At 72.8% G+C, this 19,470-nt stretch carries 17 protein-coding genes; 15 read left to right on the forward strand and 2 right to left on the reverse strand.

Translation table 11 applies throughout. The features are described 5' to 3' along the window. Nucleotides 1-34: 34 nt before the first annotated feature. Nucleotides 35-934 carry an aminoglycoside phosphotransferase family protein gene (locus V3C34_RS08225; protein ID WP_346008507.1) on the reverse strand — a complete coding sequence of 300 codons (900 nt, stop codon included), beginning with the start codon at nucleotides 932-934 and terminating at the stop codon, nucleotides 35-37. Further along, the gene (locus tag V3C34_RS08230; protein ID WP_346008508.1) at nucleotides 931-1,782 is read right to left on the reverse strand and encodes a hypothetical protein; all 852 of its coding nucleotides are present in this window, start codon (nucleotides 1,780-1,782) and stop codon (nucleotides 931-933) included. The genes V3C34_RS08225 and V3C34_RS08230 overlap by 4 nt, the downstream gene beginning before the upstream one ends. An 85-nt stretch (nucleotides 1,783-1,867) precedes the next feature. On the opposite strand from V3C34_RS08230, the gene rimP reads away from it, so the two are divergent. The 15 genes from rimP (at nucleotide 1,868) to V3C34_RS08305 (ending at nucleotide 19,430) form a co-directional block, all read left to right on the forward strand. Continuing rightward, nucleotides 1,868-2,404 carry a ribosome maturation factor RimP gene (gene rimP, locus V3C34_RS08235; RefSeq protein ID WP_346008509.1) on the forward strand — a complete coding sequence of 179 codons (537 nt, stop codon included), beginning with the start codon at nucleotides 1,868-1,870 and terminating at the stop codon, nucleotides 2,402-2,404. 1 nt (nucleotide 2,405) lies between these two features. After that, nucleotides 2,406-3,503: a transcription termination factor NusA gene (gene nusA, locus V3C34_RS08240; protein WP_068325084.1), complete on the forward strand. Its 1,098-nt coding sequence runs from the start codon at nucleotides 2,406-2,408 to the stop codon at nucleotides 3,501-3,503. A gap of 28 nt (nucleotides 3,504-3,531) precedes the next feature. Then, nucleotides 3,532-3,849 (forward strand): YlxR family protein, encoded by a 318-nt coding sequence (locus tag V3C34_RS08245; RefSeq protein ID WP_068325083.1) that lies wholly within the window; start codon nucleotides 3,532-3,534, stop codon nucleotides 3,847-3,849. 128 nt (nucleotides 3,850-3,977) lie between these two features. Further along, complete coding sequence (gene infB, locus V3C34_RS08250; RefSeq protein ID WP_346008510.1) at nucleotides 3,978-6,851, forward strand: translation initiation factor IF-2; 2,874 nt, start codon at nucleotides 3,978-3,980, stop codon at nucleotides 6,849-6,851. A gap of 176 nt (nucleotides 6,852-7,027) precedes the next feature. Continuing rightward, complete coding sequence (locus V3C34_RS08255; RefSeq protein ID WP_346008511.1) at nucleotides 7,028-7,531, forward strand: DUF4190 domain-containing protein; 504 nt, start codon at nucleotides 7,028-7,030, stop codon at nucleotides 7,529-7,531. Nucleotides 7,532-7,622: 91 nt separating this feature from the next. Beyond that, nucleotides 7,623-8,003: a hypothetical protein gene (locus tag V3C34_RS08260; protein ID WP_082807542.1), complete on the forward strand. Its 381-nt coding sequence runs from the start codon at nucleotides 7,623-7,625 to the stop codon at nucleotides 8,001-8,003. A gap of 59 nt (nucleotides 8,004-8,062) precedes the next feature. Then, entirely contained in the window at nucleotides 8,063-8,518 is a 456-nt protein-coding gene (gene rbfA, locus V3C34_RS08265; RefSeq protein WP_345912491.1) for a 30S ribosome-binding factor RbfA, read from the forward strand. Further along, nucleotides 8,515-9,435 (forward strand): tRNA pseudouridine(55) synthase TruB, encoded by a 921-nt coding sequence (gene truB, locus V3C34_RS08270; protein ID WP_345912492.1) that lies wholly within the window; start codon nucleotides 8,515-8,517, stop codon nucleotides 9,433-9,435. The genes rbfA and truB overlap by 4 nt, the downstream gene beginning before the upstream one ends. A 10-nt stretch (nucleotides 9,436-9,445) precedes the next feature. After that, nucleotides 9,446-10,414, forward strand: a complete 969-nt coding sequence (locus V3C34_RS08275; protein ID WP_345912493.1) for a bifunctional riboflavin kinase/FAD synthetase — start codon at nucleotides 9,446-9,448, stop codon at nucleotides 10,412-10,414. Between the two features lie 3 nt (nucleotides 10,415-10,417). Further along, nucleotides 10,418-11,551 carry an FtsW/RodA/SpoVE family cell cycle protein gene (locus tag V3C34_RS08280; protein ID WP_345912494.1) on the forward strand — a complete coding sequence of 378 codons (1,134 nt, stop codon included), beginning with the start codon at nucleotides 10,418-10,420 and terminating at the stop codon, nucleotides 11,549-11,551. 64 nt (nucleotides 11,552-11,615) lie between these two features. After that, a complete protein-coding gene (locus V3C34_RS08285; RefSeq protein ID WP_068325076.1) occupies nucleotides 11,616-13,472 on the forward strand; it encodes an AMP-dependent synthetase/ligase in 1,857 nt (618 codons plus the stop codon). Nucleotides 13,473-13,530: 58 nt separating this feature from the next. Continuing rightward, complete coding sequence (locus V3C34_RS08290; RefSeq protein ID WP_346008512.1) at nucleotides 13,531-15,510, forward strand: TIGR03960 family B12-binding radical SAM protein; 1,980 nt, start codon at nucleotides 13,531-13,533, stop codon at nucleotides 15,508-15,510. Between the two features lie 74 nt (nucleotides 15,511-15,584). Further along, on the forward strand, nucleotides 15,585-15,773 hold the full coding sequence (locus V3C34_RS08295; RefSeq protein ID WP_338538375.1) for a hypothetical protein: 189 nt from the start codon (nucleotides 15,585-15,587) through the stop codon (nucleotides 15,771-15,773). A gap of 55 nt (nucleotides 15,774-15,828) precedes the next feature. Beyond that, nucleotides 15,829-18,687, forward strand: coding sequence for an FAD-binding and (Fe-S)-binding domain-containing protein (locus V3C34_RS08300; protein ID WP_346008513.1), 2,859 nt, complete (start codon nucleotides 15,829-15,831; stop codon nucleotides 18,685-18,687). Between the two features lie 11 nt (nucleotides 18,688-18,698). After that, nucleotides 18,699-19,430, forward strand: a complete 732-nt coding sequence (locus V3C34_RS08305) for a TIGR03936 family radical SAM-associated protein (RefSeq protein ID WP_346008514.1) — start codon at nucleotides 18,699-18,701, stop codon at nucleotides 19,428-19,430. Nucleotides 19,431-19,470 lie beyond the last annotated feature (40 nt).

The raw sequence follows: 19,470 nt of genomic DNA on the forward strand, positions 1-19,470 counted from the left end.
GGACGACAGGGACCGCGACCCGGCCCCCCTTCGCTCAGTCGCCGAGCGCCTTGACGAGCGCGACCGCCCGGGACACTCGTTCGGCGTCGCCGTCCTCGAGCGCCCGGACGGCGCCCACCAGCTCGCGCAGCGCGCTCACCGAGCGCACGAGTCCCTCGTCCAGGCCGGCCACGTCGCACACGACCTCCACGCGGCGTCGCACGGACCAGCGCAGCGACGCGCCCGTGCCCATCTCCGCCCAGCGGTTGCAGAGCAGCGGAGCGACCTCCCAGGCGGGGTGCCCGACGACCGGCTCGGGGTCGATCGCGACCCAGTCGGTGCCGTCGGACAGCACGTTGCCGTAGTGCAGGTCGCCGTGGAGGAGCCGGTGCCCGTCGAGCGTCGAGAGCGCGCGAAGGGAGCCCCGCGCCTGCTCGACGTACCTGCGCGGCAGCCCCGCGGCCGCCGGCCGCGACAGGACCTCCCGGACCCACGGCTCGAGCTGCGGCAGCTGCGGCAGGGGAGCGACGTGCAGGTCCGCGTAGAGACCCGCGACGACCGCCACGGCTTCCTCGTCCCACACCCCCGTGAGGTCCTCGGTCGTGAGGCGTTCGAGCAGCAGGACCGAACGGCGCGGGTCGGCCCGCAGCAGCCGCACGGCCCCGCGACCGTCCCACGTCCGCAGCGCCAGGTGCTCGCCGTCGGCGTCCGTGTGCGGCCAGCCGAGCTTGAGCACGGCGCGCCCCTCGGGCCCGCGCACGGGCAGCACGAGCGCGCAGCGGCCGGTCATCGCCGGCCCGTCGACGGCCAGGTCCCACGCGTCGAGCACGTCGGCGACCAGGTGGGGGAGGGCGGCCACCCAGTCGGCGCCCGAGGGACCTCCGTCGGCCTCGAGCGAGGAGACGTGCGTGACGAAGGCCGACGGGACGAGCGCCGCCGCGTCCGCGACCCTCACGTCGTGGGCTGGGCGTCGCCGTAGAGCTCGGGGACCGGCCGGCCGAACCGCGGTCGGGAGATCCGCTCGGCCGCGACCATCCACTGCACGAGCTCGAGGGCCGCGTCGCGGTCGTCGGCGAGCCCGTCGAAGCCCGCGGCGTGGACGGCGAGCAGCCGCTCGCACGCGTCCTTGCCCCACTCCAGCGCCTTGGACCCGGTGAGGCCGGCGGGGCGCTCGTAGCCGAGGGTGACCTCGTCCGCCTGCTCGCCGGCCGCAGTGGTCTGCCGGATCTCCAGGCGCTGCAGGGCCCGGGCTGCGGTCAGCGCGTCCTCGGCGACCGCGCCGGTGGCCTTGGCGGCGATGACGTCGAGGGCGTAGACCGCGGCCCGGGTGCCCGCGAGGACATCCGCGGCGACGGAGCCCGCGGTCCACGGCTGCGTGCCGGCCGGCGTCCACAGCCCGCTCCTCCGGCCGAGGGGGGTGGCGATGCGGTGGGTCGCCGTGAGCTGCCCGACGAGCCGCAGCATCCCGGGCGCGCACTCGCGCACCGCCGCCTCGAAGGCCGCGGCCGTCTCGCCGTCGGACGTCGGCGCGGTCGCGTCGTCGAGCACGGTGGCCGGGACCTGGGCCCCCTCGAGCGCCGTCCGCAGCCGCTCGGCGCGGGCCGCGGCGTGCTCGGCGTCGGAGTCACGCAGGGTCCCGAGGACCGCGAGCAGCGCGGACTCGGCGGGGACCGGCTCCCGCCGCGGGACGAAGGGGAGGTCGGGCGCGTCGTCCTCGAGCCGCACCCCGCAGCCGGTCACGACGGCGGCGGCGAGTGTCGCGGCACCGGCGAGCACGAGACGACGGCTGGGCGGGACGGGCACCGGTCGATCTTCGCATGTCTCGCGGGGCGCGGATCATGACTAGAGTGTCGGGCCAGCACGTCAACTCCACACGGAAGGCACTCCCATGGCTCTCGACCAGGACATCCACACCCAGGTGTCCGGCGCGTTGGGTGGTGACTTCAGCGTGGCCGGGGTGGTCGTGACACCCGCCGGCAAGCGCCGGGTCGCCCGGATCACCGTCGAGCGGACGCTCGTCGACGCGGTCGGGGACACGCCGGTGGAGCAGCTCACCCTCGACGAGATCGCCGATGCAACCCGTCTGGTGAGCGATGCCCTGGACACCTCCGACGTCATGGGCAGCCAGCCGTACACCCTCGAGGTGAGCACCCCCGGCACGGACCGACCGCTCACCGAGCCGATGCACTTCCGCCGCACCGTCGGCCGCCTCGTCGAGCTCACGCTCGCCGAGGGCAGGAGCGAGGGCACGGTCACCGGCCGCGTCCTCGCGACGACGGCCGACGGCGTCGAGCTGCACCTCGCCGGCACCAAGCGGCAGGCGCCCCGCACCGAGCACTTCCCCTTCGCCGACATCACCAAGGGCGTCGCCCAGGTGGAGTTCACCCGACCGAGCGCGCCCGACGGCGACGACGACAAGGACTGACATGGACATCGACATCCACGCCCTGAAGGCTCTCGAGCGCGAGCGGGAGATCCCCTTCGACATCCTCGTCGACGCCATCGAGGCGGCGCTCCTCGGCGCGTACCACCGCACCGAGGGCGCGTACAAGAACGCGCGCGCCGAGCTCGGTCGCAAGGACGGGCACGTCGTCGTGTGGGCCCGCGAGGAGCACGTCCTCGAGGAGGAGGTCCCGGTCGAGGCGGTCGAGGGCGAGCCCGCCCCCGTCGACGACGAGGGCAACCCCCTCATGCGTACCCGCACCCGGCGCGAGCTGGGGCCCGAGTTCGACGACACCCCCGACAACTTCGGTCGGGTCGCGGCCGCCACCGCTCGTCAGGTCATCACCCAGCGCATGCGCGACCTCGAGGACGAGGCGATCATGGGCGACTTCCGCGGCCGCGAGGGCGACATCGTCGCCGGGGTCATCCAGCAGAGCTCCAACCCGCGCAACGTCCTGGTCGACTTCGGCACGGTGGAGGGCGTCCTCCCTTCGGCCGAGCAGGTCCCCGGCGAGGTCTACAAGCACGGCGACCGCATCCGCGTCTACGTCGTCTCGGTGAAGCGCGGCATGCGTGGACCCGAGATCGGTCTCTCGCGCACCCACCCCAACCTCGTGCGCAAGCTCTTCGCCATGGAGGTCCCGGAGATCGCCGACGGGTCCGTCGAGATCGCGGCGCTGGCCCGCGAGGCCGGCCACCGCACCAAGATCGCCGTGCACTCCAAGATCCCCGGCCTCAACGCCAAGGGGGCGTGCATCGGCGCCATGGGTGCCCGCGTCCGCGCGGTCATGGCCCACCTGCAGGGCGAGAAGATCGACATCGTCGACTACTCGGAGGACCCGCAGAAGTTCATCGCCGCTGCCCTCTCGCCCTCCAAGGTGCAGTCGGTGACGATCGTCGACCCGAGGCTGCGCTCGGCGCGCGTCGTCGTCCCCGACTACCAGCTCTCCTTGGCCATCGGCAAGGAGGGCCAGAACGCCCGGCTGGCGGCCAAGCTCACCGGCTGGCGCATCGACATCCGTCCCGACACCGCGGCCGACCCGAGCGGGGACGCCTCCGCCCCCGGTCCGTCGGCCGGGTGACGGACGGGACGCGGCAGGGGCTAGACTGATGGAGGTCGATCGGTCTGGACTCCAGTCCGGCCCACCCGTCGCGGGTCCCATCCGGACCTGCATCGGGTGTCGAGGACGGGATAGCCGGTCGACCCTGCTGCGCATCGTCGTGGAGACGGATGACCTGGGTCGCACCACGGTCGTGCCGGACCCGCGTCGGCGGCTGCCGGGTCGTGGGGCATGGCTCCACGCCGACATCGCCTGCTTGGACCTCGCCGTCCGGCGGCGGGCCTTCTCCCGCGCCTTCCGGCGCCGGGTGGATGGCTCCGACGCCGTCCGCCGCTGGCTCGAGCACCTGGGCAGCAACCTGTCATGACCAACACAGTTCAGCACCGAGAGCGGGTTTGACGCTGATGAGCACCCGATGAGTACTCAGCAATGAGCATTCACCTCAACTGACGACGGTCCGCGCCTCCTTCCGGTACGGACCAGAGAAGGAGAAACGTGGCCAAGGTCCGTGTCCACGAGCTCGCGAAGGAGCTCGGGGTTTCCAGCAAGACCCTCCTCGCCCACCTGGGTGACATGGGGGAGTTCGTGAAGTCTGCGAGCTCGACGATCGAGGCGCCTGTCGTGCGCCGGGTGAAGAACAACCCCCCGCCGACCGAGGGTGGCGCCAAGAAGGCGGCCGCCAAGCCCGCGGCGAAGCCCGGCCCCAAGGCTCCCGCCCCCACCACCCCTGAGCAGGCTGCCCCCAAGGCACCGGCGGCGACGCCGGGTCCCAAGGCGCCCACCCCCGGTCCCGCACCCGCGGCGCCTGCCCCCGCGACACCCGCGCCGGCTGCTCCGACCCCTGCCGCTCCGGCGGCTCCCCAGGCACCTGCGGCCAGGGCCGCGGAGGCTCCCGCCGCTGCAGCTCCGGCGGCCCCGACCGCCGAGCAGCCCGCGACGCAGGACAAGCCGGCCGCGGCGACCCCCGGTCCCAAGGCCCCGGCTCCCGGCCCGCGTCCCGCGCCGGCCAAGCCGGCCGGTCGTCCGGGTCCGCGTCCCGGCAACAACCCCTTCGCCTCCAGCCAGGGCATGGGCACCCGTCGCGAAGGGGGTGGCTCCGGCGCCCCGCGCCCGGGCAACAACCCCTTCGCCTCCAGCCAGGGCATGCCGCGCCCCGGCGGCCAGCGTCCCGGTGGGCAGCGCCCCGCCGCGGGTGCCGGTGCCGGTGGCCCTCGTCCGGCCGGTGCCGGTGCGGGTGCCGCTGGTCCCCGTCCCGGTGGTCCGCGTCCGTCGCCCGGCATGATGCCGGCCAGCTCGGCCGTCCCGCGGCCGGGTGAGCGTCCCGGTGGACGTGGTGGCGCCGGTGGTCGCGGTCGTCCCGGGGCCGGTGGCCCCGGCGCCCGTCCCGGCGGCGGCGGTCCCGGTGGGTACCGCGGTGGCCCCGGTGGCCGTGGCGGCACCCAGGGTGCCTTCGGTCGCGGTGGCGGCCGGAGCAAGCAGCGCAAGTCCAAGCGCGCGAAGCGGGCCGAGTTCGAGCAGATGTCCGCGCCGTCGATCGGCGGTGTGGTCGTCCCCCGTGGTGACGGCACGACCGTCATCCGCATCCGTCAGGGTGCCTCGATGAGCGACTTCGCCGACAAGATCAACGCCAACCCGGCGTCGCTCGTCACCGTGCTGTTCAACCTCGGCGAGATGGCCACGGCGACCCAGTCCCTGGACGAGGTCACCTTCCAGCTGCTCGGGGCCGAGCTCGGCTACGACATCCAGATGGTCTCGCCCGAGGAGGAGGAGCGCGCGCTCTTCGACGCCTACAACGTGAACCTCGACATCGGCCTCGAGCACGAGGACGACGAGGACCTGGTGGCTCGTCCGCCGGTCATCACCGTCATGGGTCACGTCGACCACGGCAAGACGCGTCTGCTCGACGCGATCCGCCAGGCCGACGTGGGCTCGGGGGAGACCGGTGGCATCACCCAGCACATCGGTGCCTACCAGATCCGCACCGAGCACGAGGGCGTCGAGCGGGCGCTGACCTTCATCGACACCCCGGGTCACGAGGCGTTCACCGCCATGCGTGCCCGTGGTGCCAAGGTCACCGACATCGCGGTCCTCGTGGTCGCTGCCGACGACGGCGTCATGCCGCAGACCATCGAGGCGCTCAACCACGCCCAGGCTGCGGACGTGCCGATCGTCGTCGCGGTCAACAAGATCGACGTCGAGGGCGCCGACCCGGCCAAGATCCGCGGTCAGCTCACCGAGTACAACCTCGTGGCCGAGGAGTACGGCGGCGACACGATGTTCGTCGACGTCTCCGCCAAGCAGGGTCAGAACATCGACTCCCTGCTCGACGCCGTCCTGCTCACGGTCGACGCCGAGCTGGACATGCGGGCCAACCCCGAGCGCGATGCCCGCGGTGTCGCGATCGAGGCCAACCTCGACAAGGGCCGCGGTGCGACCGCGACCGTCCTCGTCCAGTCCGGCACGCTGCGCGTCGGTGACGCGATCGTCACCGGCTCGGCCTTCGGTCGCGTCCGCGCCATGCTCGACGAGCACGGCAACAACCTCGACGAGGCGGGCCCGTCCCGTCCCGTGCAGGTGCTCGGGCTGTCGTCCGTGCCCCGCGCCGGTGACACCTTCGTGGTGGCCCCGGACGACCGCACCGCGCGCCAGATCGCCGAGAAGCGTGAGGCGGCGGACCGTCAGGCCAGCCTGGCCAAGGCCCGCAAGCGGATCAGCCTCGAGGACCTCGACCAGGTCATCGCGGCCGGCAAGATCGACACCCTCAACCTCATCCTCAAGGGTGACGTGTCCGGTTCCGTCGAGGCCCTGGAGGATGCGCTCCTGCAGATCGACGTCGGCGACGACGTGGACCTGCGGATCATCGACCGTGGCGTCGGCGCGATCACGCTGAACAACATCAACCTGGCCATGGCCTCGGACGCGATCATCATCGGCTTCAACGTCCGCGCCGAGGGCCAGAACGCCGAGGTCGCCGAGCGCGAGGGCGTGGAGATCCGCTACTACGGCGTGATCTACCAGGCCATCGAGGAGATCGAGCAGGCGCTCAAGGGCATGCTCAAGCCGGAGTACGAGGAGGTCGAGCTCGGCTCGGCGGAGATCCGCGAGATCTTCCGCTCCAGCAAGTTCGGCAACATCGCCGGTTCCATCGTCCGCAGCGGCGTCATCAAGCGCGGCTCCAAGGCGCGGATCACCCGCAACGGCGTGGTCGTCACCGAGGGCCTCGAGCTCACCGGTCTGCGTCGCTTCAAGGACGACGTCACCGAGGTCCGCGAGGGCTTCGAGTGCGGCATCAACCTCGGCAGCTTCAACGACGTGCAGGACGGTGACCTCATCACCACGTACGAGATGCAGGAGAAGCCCCGCAGCTGATCCTCGCCCGTGCGAGCGAAGGGGGGAGGCCCGGCGAGAGCCGGACCTCCCCCCTTCGTCGTGCCCGCTGGGAGCAGGGGAGTCCTCCCCACCGACATGCCCGCCCCAATGCCGCGGCGGGCCGGGCCCGGACACTAGGGTGTGCCTGACCGCATGACATCTATCAGGGGAGCGACATGACGACGCCACCTCCTCCGCCCGGCAGCGGGGACAACCAGCCCTACGACCCCACGGGGAGCAACCCGTACCCCTCCTCCGAGGGCTCCGGCTCCACCCCCTCCGGCTCCACCCCGGCGGGCTCCTTCCCGGGCGCCACCCCGCCCCCGCCCCCCGGCGCACCGAGCTACGGCTCGCCGTCCGGCGGCATGCCCCCGCAGGCGCCCCCGCCGGGCGGTGGCTTCCCGCAGCAGGGCCAGAGCAACAACGGCAAGATCATGTCGATCATCTCGATCGTCACCGGCGTCATCGGCCTGTGCTGCTGCTCGTGGTTCGTCTTCTCCATCGCGGCCGTCGTCCTCGGCTACCTCGGTGGCAAGGAGTTCGACAAGACCGGCGAGAAGAAGACCCTCGCGCAGGTCGGCCTCGGTCTCGGTGTCCTGGGCATCGTCCTGGGCATCATCGTGTGGATCCTCACCGCCACCGGTGTGATCGACGCGAACTTCTACAGCGACCTCTCCTGAGAGACCGCTCGGTGACGCCCTCGGCCCTCTCGGGCCGGGGGCGTCCGTGTCTCCCGGGCACACCGACCGCGTCACGACCTCGAGGAGGACCATGAGCACGCCCCCTCCGCCCCCCGGCTACGGGACCCTGCCGCCGCCTCCCGGCGGGCACGGACCGCCGCCCCCGATGCCCTACCCGCAGGGCGGCCCCCCGCGGGGTGGTGGCTCGACCAGGACGCTCGGGATCATCGCGCTCGTCGCGGGCATCATCGCGCTCCCGGCCTCGTGCTGCTGGTTCCTCGGGTGGATCCCGGCGCTCACCGCGATCGCCTGCGGTGGCGTCGGCCTGACCCAGCTGCGGCACGAGCCCGGCAGCGACGCCAAGCCGTACCTGGTGAGCGGGCTCGTCCTCGGTCTCCTCGCCCTCGCCCTCGTGGCGCTCTGGTTCTTCCTGGGCATCGCCTCCTCCCTCGTGGACAACCAGTACTACTGATCGACCGTGGTTCGCATACCGTGGACCCGTCCCCACCCAGCCCCTCACGGAGGTGTGCCATGGCCGACCCGGCCCGCGCCCGCAAGATCGCCGACCGCATCCAGGAGCTCATCGCGGCCAACCTGCAGCAGGTCGTCAAGGACCCCGACCTCGGGTTCGTGACGATCACCGACGTGCGGGTGACCGGCGACCTGCAGCACGCCTCCGTCTTCTACACCGTCTTCGGTGACGACGCGCAGCGCGAGCGCAGCGCGGCGGTCCTCGAGGCCAACCGCGGCAAGCTGCGTTCCTTCGTCGGCAAGCAGCTGGGCATCCGGCTGACCCCGACGCTCGAGATCATCCCGGACGCAGTCCCCGAGAACGCCTCCCACATCGACGACCTGCTGCGCTCCGCGCGCGAGCGTGACGCGGACCTCGCGCGTTCCCGCAGCGACGCCCGCCCCGCCGGCGAGGCCGACCCCTACCGCTCCAAGGACGGCGAAGGGGAGGACACGCCCCCTCCGTCCCGGGCGTGAGCGAGGGCCTGGTCGTCGTCGACAAGCCGTCCGGCTGGTCGAGCCACGACGTCGTCGCGCGGTGCCGGCGGCTGTACCGGACCAAGAAGGTCGGCCACGCGGGCACCCTCGACCCGATGGCCACCGGTGTCCTCGTCCTCGGGGTCGGTCGCGGCACCAAGCTGCTCACCTTCCTCGTCGGCGCGGACAAGGAGTACACGGCGACCATCCGCCTCGGCCAGGCGACGGTCACCGATGACGCCGAAGGGGAGGTCACGAGCGTCGGCGAGGTGGCCGGCATCGACCGGGCCGCCCTCGACGCGGCGGTCGGGCGCCTCACCGGCGACATCGAGCAGGTCCCGAGCTCGGTGAGCGCGATCAAGGTCAAGGGGGAGCGCTCCTACGCCCGCGTGCGCGCCGGCGAGGACGTGCAGCTCCCGGCCCGCCCGGTGACGGTCTCGCGCTTCGACGTCCTCGACGTGCGCCAGGGCGAGGCCGACGGTCACCCGGTGCTCGACGTCGACGTCGTCGTCGAGGTCTCCTCGGGGACCTACGTGCGCGCGCTGGCCCGCGACCTCGGTGAGGACCTCGGCAGCCGGGGCCATCTCACGGCCCTGCGGCGCACCCGCGTCGGCGGGCTCACGCTGGAGCACGGCCACTCGCTCGACGCGCTGACGGCGCTGCGCGAGGCGGGCGGCGACGACGCGATCATGCCGCTCACCCCGCTGGAGGAGGCGGCCCGCGCGGCACTCGTGGCGCGTGAGCTCACCGAGGGCGAGGCCCGCGCCCTCGGCTACGGGCAACGCATCGAGAGCGCCGAGCCGGGCCGCTCGCAGCCCGTCGCGGCCTTCTCCCCGGCGGGCGTCCTCGTGGCCGTCCTGGACGAGAGTCGCGCCACAGCGCGTGCCCACGTCGTCTTCGCGCCGGCCAGTTCGTAGAGTGTCGCCCGTGCAGCAATGGTCATCCCCGAGTGCCACCCCGCCGCAGCTGCGGCCGTGCGTGGCGACCTTCGGCAACTTCGACGGTGTGCACCGCGGGCACCGCGCGATCCTCGACGAGCTCGCCCGGCAGGCGCGCGCGCGTGACGTGCCGGCCGTGGCGGTGACGTTCGACCCGCACCCGGTGGAGGTCATGCACCCCGAGCGGGCCCCGCAGATCATCTCCCCCGGGGTCCTGCGCGACGACCTGCTCGAGCAGGCGGGCGTCGACGGGTTGCTCGTGCTGCCGTACACGCTCGAGTTCGCCCGCACGAGCGCCGTGGACTACATCGTCGACACCTTCGTCACCGGGCTGCACGCCGAGGCCCTCGTCGTCGGCGCCGACACCCGCGGCTTCGGTGCCGGGTACACCGGTGACGTGGACCTCCTGCGCGAGCTGGGGGAGCAGCACGGCTTCGAGGTCGTCGTCATCGAGGACCAGGGGGACACCGCGCGGTGGTCCTCCTCGGCGGTGCGCAACCACCTCGCCATCGGCGAGGTCGAGGACGCCGCCGCGATCCTCGGTCGGCCGCACCGCGTGACCGGCACCGTCGTCCACGGCCACCACCGCGGCCGCGAGCTCGGCTACCCGACCGCCAACCTCGGCACCGACAGCCTCGGGCTCATCCCCGCCGACGGTGTCTACGCCGGGTGGCTCACCCGGCTCGACCTCGACACCGACGGCACCGACCGGCGCCTGCCCGCGGCGATCTCGGTCGGGACCAACCCGACCTTCGACGGGCAGGTGCGCGTCGTCGAGTCCTACGTCCTCGACCGCACGGACCTCGACCTCTACGGTGAGCAGGTCGCGGTCGACTTCGTCGGGCACGTGCGCCCGACCCTGCGCTTCGACACCATCGACGAGCTCCTCGAGGCCATGGCCGACGACGTCCGGCAGACCCGGGCGGTCCTCGGCCTACCGCCGTCCGCACCCGCCTAGTCCGTGCACCGGCTGCTGCGGTCCGACCTCGTCCTCGTCGCGGCCGCCCTCACCGCCTCCGGGCTCGGTGCGCTGCTCGTCCACTCGGCGACCCGTGCGGAGGCCGGGTCGGTCTACCTCGTGCGGCACCTGCTCAACCTGGGCATCGGGCTCGTCCTGGCGCTCCTGGTGCTCCGGCTCGACCGCGCGGTGCTGCGGGCGCTCGCCCCCTTCGTCTACGCCGTGGGCATCCTCGGGCTGGCGCTCGTGCTCACCCCGCTCGGGTCCGAGATCAACGGCTCGCGCTCGTGGATCCAGCTGCCCGGCGGGTTCTCGATCCAACCGAGCGAGCTGGCCAAGGTCGGGCTGTGCGTCGCCCTACCCATGCTGCTCGCGCCGGCCGCCGAGCGCCGCCAGCGGCCACGTCCCCGTGAGGTCCTGCTCGCCGGCGTCGTCACCGCCGTCCCGGTGCTGCTCGTCATGGCCCAGCCCGACCTCGGGTCCGCGCTGGTCCTCGTGGCCCTCGCGCTCGGGGTGCTCGTCGTCTCCGGCGCCGCGTGGCCCTGGCTCGTCGGTGTCCTCGTCGCCGTCGTGACGGCGGTGACCGCTGCCTTCACCACGCCCCTCCTCAGCCCGTACCAGCGCGACCGGCTCACCGCCTTCCTCGACCCGTCGGCCGACCCGCTCGGGATCGGCTACCAGACGCAGCAGGTGCGGGCCGCGATCGCGGGTGGCGGCTGGGGCGGGCAGGGGCTGCACGCCGGCGAGCTCACCGGGTCCGGCGCGATCCCCTTCCAGGAGACCGACTTCGTCTTCTCCGTCGCGGGGGAGGAGCTCGGCTTCGTCGGCGCGGCCTTCGTCGTCGTCCTGCTCGGGCTCGTCGTCGCCCGCGTCGCCCTCGCCGGGACCCGGACCGATGACCCCTTCGTGCGGCTCGTCTGCTGGGCGGTCGCGGCCTGGTTCGCCGTGCAGTCGGTGGAGAACATCGGGATGAACCTCGGGCTGCTGCCCGTCACCGGCCTGCCGCTGCCCTTCCTCTCGTACGGCGGGTCCTCGATGTTCGCCTGCTGGGCCGCGATGGGGCTCGTGGTCGCGGTGAGCCACGAGGGCCCCCGGGGCGTTCATTACCGATCGGTCACCTTGTGGACCACCCGGTGACAGCCGAGCCTTCCGTGGGGGATGATGCGCGCATCACCCGCAGCCCACGAAGGAGTGGACTCACGTGCCCGACCCTCGCCCCACCCGCGCCTCCGACGAGGTCTTCGACGCCAGCGTCTTCGAGGACCGTGCTCCATCCGTCGGCCACCTGCTCCGGCAGCGCATCGCCGACACGCCCGACAACATCGCCTACTCCTACCCCGCCGGCATCGCCTGGGACGAGCTGACCTGGGCCCAGCTGGGGGAACGGGTGTGGACCCTGGCCGCCGGACTCGTCGACCTCGGGATCCAGCCCGAGGACCGGGTCGCGCTGGCCTCGAGCACCCGCATCGAGTGGGTCCTCGCGGACTACGCGATCATGGCCGCCGGTGCCGCCACGACGACGATCTACCCGACGTCGATCAGCGACGACGTCGCCTTCATCACCGATGACTCCGGGTCCAAGGTCGTCGTCGCCGAGGACGCCGAGCAGGTGGCCAAGCTGCGCGAGGTCCGCGACGCGATCCCGGGGGTCACGACGGTCGTCGTCATGGACACCGAGGGCGTCGACCTCGACGACTGGGTCGTCTCCCTCGAGGACGTCGAGGAGCGCGGCCGCGCGCTCCTCGCCTCGGAGCCGGGGGTCGTCGACTCCCGCATCGACGGCACCGGGCCGAGCTCGCTCGCCACGATCATCTACACCTCCGGCACCACCGGGCGGCCCAAGGGCGTGCGCCTGCGGCACGCGACGTGGACCTACCAGGGCGCGGCCACCCGGGCGACCGGGATGCTCTCCGAGGACGACGTCCACTACCTGTGGCTGCCCCTGTCGCACGTCTTCGCCAAGGTGCTGCTGCTCATCAGCACCGACGTCGGCATGCAGACGGCCGTCGACGGCCGGATCGACAAGATCGTCGACAACCTCGGTGAGGTCCGCCCGACCTTCATGGCCGCGGCCCCGCGCATCTTCGAGAAGGTCTACGGCCGCATCTCGCTCGGGATGGAGGAGGAAGGGGGAGCGAAGGCCAAGATCTTCGCCTTCGCCTCCGAGGCCGCCCGGGAGTACTCGCGGACGCTGTCCGACAACCGCCGGCCCGGGCTGCTCCTGGGCCTGAAGCACACGATCGGCGACAAGCTCGTCTTCGGCAAGGTGCGTGAGCGCTTCGGCGGCCGCGTCCGGTTCTTCATCTCCGGCTCCGCGGCCCTCAACCAGGACATCGCCCACTGGTTCAACGGCGCCGGCCTGCCGATCCTCGAGGGCTACGGCCTCACCGAGACCTCGGCGGCCGCGACGGTCAACCGGCCCTACGCCCTGCGGGTCGGCTCCGTCGGCTGGCCCACGCCGCAGACGGACATCAAGATCGCCGAGGACGGAGAGATCCTCATCCGCGGCGAGCACGTCATGGAGGGCTACCACAACAACCCCGAGGCCACCGCCGAGGTGCTCTCCGAGGACGGGTGGTTCCACTCCGGGGACATCGGCGAGATCGACGCCGACGGGTTCGTCAAGGTCACCGACCGCAAGAAGGACCTGTTCAAGACGAGCAACGGCAAGTACGTGGCGCCCTCGCTCATCGAGTCGACCTTCAAGGGGCTGTGCCCCTACGTCGGGCAGCTGCTCGTCCACGGTGAGAGCCGGCAGTTCGTCACGGCTCTCATCACCCTCGACGAGGAGGCCATCAAGCCGTGGGCGGAGGCCAACGGGCTCGAGGGCGCGAGCTACACCGAGATCGTCTCCTCGCTGCAGGCGCGCGAGATGGTCCAGGGCTACGTCGACCAGCTCAACGCAGGGCTCAACCGGCACGAGCAGATCAAGAAGTTCCACATCCTGGGCCGGGACCTCACCGTCGAGGACGGCGAGCTGACCCCCAGCCTGAAGCTGCGCCGCAAGGTCGTCGCGGAGAAGTTCAAGGGCGACATCGAGGAGATGTACCCGAGCTGACAGCGGGGTCCGGTGCGCGGCGTTTGGGTACCCCGCGCACCGGACCTACCCTTGTCCCATGTCCGGTGAGTCGATCTTCCCTGCCCTCGAGCCCCTGCTCGAGCAGGTCAGCAAGCCCATCCAGTACGTCGGGGGCGAGCTCAACTCGACCGTCAAGGACTGGGACGTCGGTGGCCACGGGCCCCAGGGCGAGGACCTGACGGTGCGGTGGGCCCTCATGTACCCCGACGCGTACGAGGTCGGCGTGCCCAACCAGGGCGTCATGATCCTCTACGAGGTGCTCAACGAGCGCCCCGACGCGCTGGCCGAGCGCACCTACGCCGTGTGGCCCGACATGGAGGCCCTGCTCCGCGACGCCGGCCTGCCGCAGTTCACCGTCGACGGGCACCGCCCCGTGGGTGACTTCGACGTCCTCGGCCTGAGCCTGTCCACCGAGCTCGGCTACACCAACGTGCTCACGGCGCTCGACCTCGCCGGCATCCCGCTGCACGCCGCCGACCGCACCGACGAGCACCCGATCGTCGTCATGGGCGGCCACGCCTCCTTCAACCCCGAGCCGGTCGCCGACTTCATCGACGCCGCCATCATCGGTGACGGCGAGGAGGCGGTGCTCACCGCGACCGACATCATCGGGGAGTGGAAGGCCCAGGGCCGCCCGGGCGGCCGCATCGAGGTCCTGAGGCGCCTCGCCGCGACCGGTGGCGTCTACGTCCCGGCCTTCTACGACGTCCACTACCTGCCCGACGGGCGCATCCAGCGCGTCGTGCCCGCCGAGTCCGGCGTGCCCTGGCGCGTGGACAAGCACACCGTCATGGACCTCGACGCGTGGCCCTACCCCAAGAAGCCGCTCGTCCCGCTCGCCGAGTCCGTCCACGAGCGGATGAGCGTCGAGATCTTCCGCGGCTGCACCCGCGGCTGCCGCTTCTGCCAGGCCGGCATGATCACCCGCCCCGTGCGCGAGCGCTCGATCACCGGCATCGGCGAGATGGTCGAGGCGGGCCTGGCGGCGACCGGCTTCGAGGAGGTCGGCCTGCTCTCCCTGAGCAGCGCCGACCACAGCGAGATCGGGGACATCGCCAAGGGCCTGGCCGACCGCTACGAGGGCACCAACACGGGCCTGTCGCTGCCGAGCACCCGCGTCGACGCCTTCAACATCGACCTGGCCAACGAGCTGACCCGCAACGGTCGCCGCTCCGGGCTGACCTTCGCCCCCGAGGGCGGCTCCGAGCGGATCCGCAAGGTCATCAACAAGATGGTGACCGAGGAGGACCTCATCCGCACCGTCTCGGCGGCGTACGGCGCCGGCTGGCGGCAGGTCAAGCTCTACTTCATGTGCGGCCTGCCGACCGAGACCGACGACGACGTCCTCCAGATCGCCGAGGTCGCCAAGCGGGTCATCGAGACCGGCCGCCAGGTCGCCGGCCACAACGACATCCGCTGCACCGTCTCCATCGGCGGCTTCGTGCCCAAGCCGCACACCCCCTTCCAGTGGGCCGGCCAGCTCGGCGCGGAGGAGACCGACGCGCGCCTGCACAAGCTGCGTGAGGCGATCCGCTCCGACAAGCGCTACGGCCGCTCGATCGGCTTCCGCTACCACGACGGCAAGCCCGGCATCGTCGAGGGACTGCTCTCGCGCGGCGACCGCCGCGTGGGCCGGGTCATCGAGCAGGTCTGGCGCGAGGGTGGCCGCTTCGACGGCTGGAGCGAGCACTTCTCCTACGACCGCTGGATGACCGCGGCGCAGACCGCGTTGGCGGGCACCGGCGTCGACGTCGCCTGGTACACCACCCGCGAGCGCGAGGAGGCCGAGGTCCTGCCCTGGGACCACATCGACTCCGGCCTCGACAAGGAGTGGCTGTGGCAGGACTGGCTCGACGCGGTCGACGAGACCGAGGTCGAGGACTGCCGCTGGACCCCGTGCTTCGACTGCGGCGTCTGCCCGCAGATGGGCACCGACATCGAGATCGGCCCCACCGGCAAGACACTGCTCCCCCTCACCGTGCTCGGGGCCGGCAAGCAGGACATGGTGAGCGGCTGACCCGCCTCTGGCACACGTCGGCCCGTCCGTGGCAGGCTGACCGGGTCACCACGGTCCAGCGGGGGAGCAGGGACATGTCGATCGAGCTCGGGGCAGTCATCGTCGGGCTCGTGGCCGTGGCGTACGGCCTCGGGTTCGCCGTCGTGCCGGATGACGGATGGAGCCCGTCGGCCCGGTCGCGGTACGTCCTGGGCGGGGCCGGACTCGTCGCCCTCCTCTTCTTCGTCCTCGTCGTCGTGCCCTGGTTCATCGGCCGGGGCTGAGCCCGCAGCGCGGACCCGTCGACGGCACGGCGGGACGAAGGGGGACAATCGCGCCATGACCGCGACCTCCTCCGAGCTGACCCGGGCCCTGCGTCACGCCGGCATCGCCGACGCCCGCGACGACGCGCTCACCGTGGGCATGTACGCCACGGACGCCGGCCTCTACCGGGTGCCGCCGCGTGCGGTCGTCTTCCCGCGGCACACCGACGAGATCGACGCCACCCTCGAGGTGGCCCGCGGGCTCGGGGTGCCGATCACCGCCCGAGGCGCGGGCACCTCGTGCGCCGGCAACGCGGTGGGGCCGGGCATCGTCATCGACACCGCCCGTCACCTGGGCCGGGTGCTCGAGGTCGACCGGGACAGCGCCACCGCCCTCGTCGAGGCGGGCACGGTGCACGCCACGCTGCAGGCCCGCGCTCGTGAGGTCGGCCTGCGCTTCGGTCCCGACCCCAGCAGCCACACCCGGTGCACGATCGGCGGGATGATCGGCAACAACGCCTGCGGCAACCGGGCGCTCGGGTACGGCCGCACGAGCGACAACGTCGTGGCCATGGACCTGCTCACCGCCGCGGGCCGACGGCTGTCCGCGACCACCTCGGTGGCGGGGGGCCCCCCTTCGCTCACGGGTGACGACGCCCTCGTCGGCGAGCTGACGCGCCTGGCCGACGACCACCTCGGGACCCTGCGCACGGAGTTCGCCACCTTCGGCCGGCAGGTCTCCGGCTACGCGCTCGAGCACCTCGCGCCAGAGCGCGGCCGCGACATCGGCCGCATGCTCGTCGGCTCCGAGGGCACGCTGGCGATCGTGACGCAGGCGCGCGTGCGCCTCGTCACCGACCCGCCGGCCACCTGCCTCGCGGTCCTGGGCTTCGAGGACATCTACGCCGCCGGTGACGTCGCCCACCTGCTCAAGGGCCTGGGTGCCGTCGCGGCCGAGGGGATCGACTCGCGCATCGTCGACGTCGTGCGCACCCGACGCGGGCCGCGCGCCGTGCCCGACCTGCCACGGGGGGCCGCGTGGATGCTCGTCGAGGTGCCCGGTGAGGACGCCGCGACCGCCCGCGCCGCCGCGGAGCGGGTCTGCCGCGAGATCGCGAGCACCGACTCCCTGGTCGTCACCGACCCCGCCCACGCCCGGGCGCTGTGGAAGATCCGCGAGGACGGTGCCGGTCTCTCGGCGCGCTCGCAGCGGGACCGGCCGGCCCACGCCGGCTGGGAGGACGCCGCGGTCCCGCCGGCGCGGCTCGGTGACTACCTGCGTGCCTTCGACGCGCTGCTCGAGGAGCACGACGTCCAGGGCCTGCCGTACGGCCACTTCGGCGACGGCTGCCTGCACATCCGGCTCGACATCGACCTCACCGCCCCCGACGCGACCGAGCGCTACCGCCGGCTCGTCGAGGAGGCCGCCGACCTCGTCGCGGCCCACGGCGGCTCGCTCTCCGGTGAGCACGGGGACGGGCGGGCCCGCTCGGCCCTGCTGCCGCGCATGTACCGCCCGGAGACGATGGCCCTCTTCGGGGCCGTCAAGCACGCCTTCGACCCCGACAACCTGCTCAACCCCGGCGTGCTCGTCGACCCCGCGCCCGTCGAGGCCGACCTGCGCATCCCCGCCGCCCGGCGCGTCGCCGTGCCGCTGGCCTTCGGCTACCCCGAGGACGGCGGTGACTTCGGCCAAGCCGTGCACCGCTGCACCGGCGTCGGCAAGTGCCGTGCCGCGGGCACCTCGAGCACCGTCATGTGCCCGAGCTACCTCGCGACGGGGGAGGAGAAGGACTCCACCCGCGGCCGCGCCCGCGCCCTGCAGGAGATGCTCAACGGCACGACGATCACCGGCGGGTGGGCCGCGCCGGAGGTCCACGACGCCCTCGACCTGTGCCTGTCGTGCAAGGGCTGCTCGAGCGACTGCCCGACCGGTGTCGACATGGCGACCTACAAGTCCGAGGCGCTGCACCAGACCTACCGGGGCCGGTTGCGTCCGCGCAGCCACTACTCGCTGGGTCGCCTGCCGCAGATGGCCCGACTGGCCTCGCGGGCACCGCGGCTCGTCAACGCGATGACCTCGTTGCCGGGGCTGAAGCGGATCACCCTGCCCGCGGCCGGGGTCGACCCGCGCCGGAGCATCCCGAGCTTCGCGCGGCAGACCTTCCGCACGTGGGCGCAGGGCGAAGGGATGATCGCCTCCGCCGCGCAGGCCGCCGGCACCGACCACCCGGTCGCGATCTTCGTCGACTCCTTCACCGACCACTTCTCGCCCCAGGTCGGGCGGTCCACGGTGGCGCTGCTGCGGGAGGCGGGGTTCACCCCCTTCGTCCCGGCGGAGGCGCTGTGCTGCGGCCTGACCTTCATCTCCACCGGCCAGCTCGACGCGGCGAAGAAGACCCTCGCCGACGCCGCCCACGTCCTCGCCCCCGTCGTCGCCGCCGGGATCCCGGTCCTCGGCATCGAGCCGAGCTGCACCGCAGCCCTGCGCCACGACCTGCCGCGGCTCGTCGACTCCGGCGCGGCGCGGCAGGTGGCCGGGGGAGTGCGCACGGTCGCCGAGCTGCTCGCCGTGGCCATCGACGAGGGCCGCTGGGCCGCCCCCGACCTCACCGGCACCGAGGTCGTCGCGCAGCCGCACTGCCACCACCACGCGGTGATGAGCTGGGCCGCCGACGAGGCGCTGCTCGCCCGCACCGGCGCGAGCGTGACGCGCCTCGGCGGCTGCTGCGGCCTCGCCGGCAACTTCGGCGTCGAGCTCGGCCACTACGAGGTGTCGGTCAAGGTCGCCGAGCAGCAGCTGCTGCCGGCCATCGAGGCGGCCTCGCCCGACGCGGTCGTGCTCGCCGACGGCTTCTCCTGCCAGACGCAGATCGCCGACCTGTCCGAGCGCACGGGCGTGCACCTGGTCGAGCTGCTCGCGCGCGGCACCTAGGCTTGACCCCCATGGCCAAGCAACGCACCCCCGACGGTCCGCCACCACCCCCGGCGGTCCAGAAGCTGCGCATCCAGTACGCCCGGCGCGGGCGGCTGCGCTACTCCTCGACCCGTGACTTCGGGCGGGCGCTCGAGCGGGCCCTGCGTCGCTCGGGTGTGCCGATGGCCTACTCCGCGGGGTTCCACCCGCACCCGAAGATCTCCTACGCCAACGGTGCGCCGACCGGTGCGGCGAGCGAGGCGGAGTACTTCGAGATCTCGGTGACCGAGCGGGTCGACCCCGCCGCGGTGGCGCGCGCGCTCGACGAGGCGCTGCCCGACGGGCTGGACATCGTGTCCGTCGTCGAGGCGCAGCCGGGGGCCCTCGCCGACCGGCTCGAGGCGAGCCACTGGCGGCTCACCTTCCCCGGCGTCGCCCCGGCCGACCTCGAGCGCGCCGTGGCCGGATTCCTCGCGGAGGAGTCGGTCGAGGTCTCGCGGATGTTCAAGCGGGGCATGAAGTCCTTCGACGCGCGCGGACCCGTGCTGTCGGCGCGGACCGACGTCCATGCGCAGGGCTGTGCGATACTGACGATGGTCGTGCGGCACACCACACCTGCCGTTCGCCCCGACGACGTCCTCAGCGCGATCACCGCTGCCACATCGTTCGCGCCGCCGCGATCGCCCCAGGCGACCCGGCTGGCGCAGGGCCTGTGGAGCAGCGAGACCGAGAGCGTGGCCGACCCACTGGCCACCGACTGAGTCGCCGCCGGCCCCGAGGGGGTGCCGCGCTCAGCGCGAG

This window comes from Janibacter terrae, assembly GCF_039636765.1.
Classification (GTDB): domain Bacteria; phylum Actinomycetota; class Actinomycetes; order Actinomycetales; family Dermatophilaceae; genus Janibacter; species Janibacter terrae.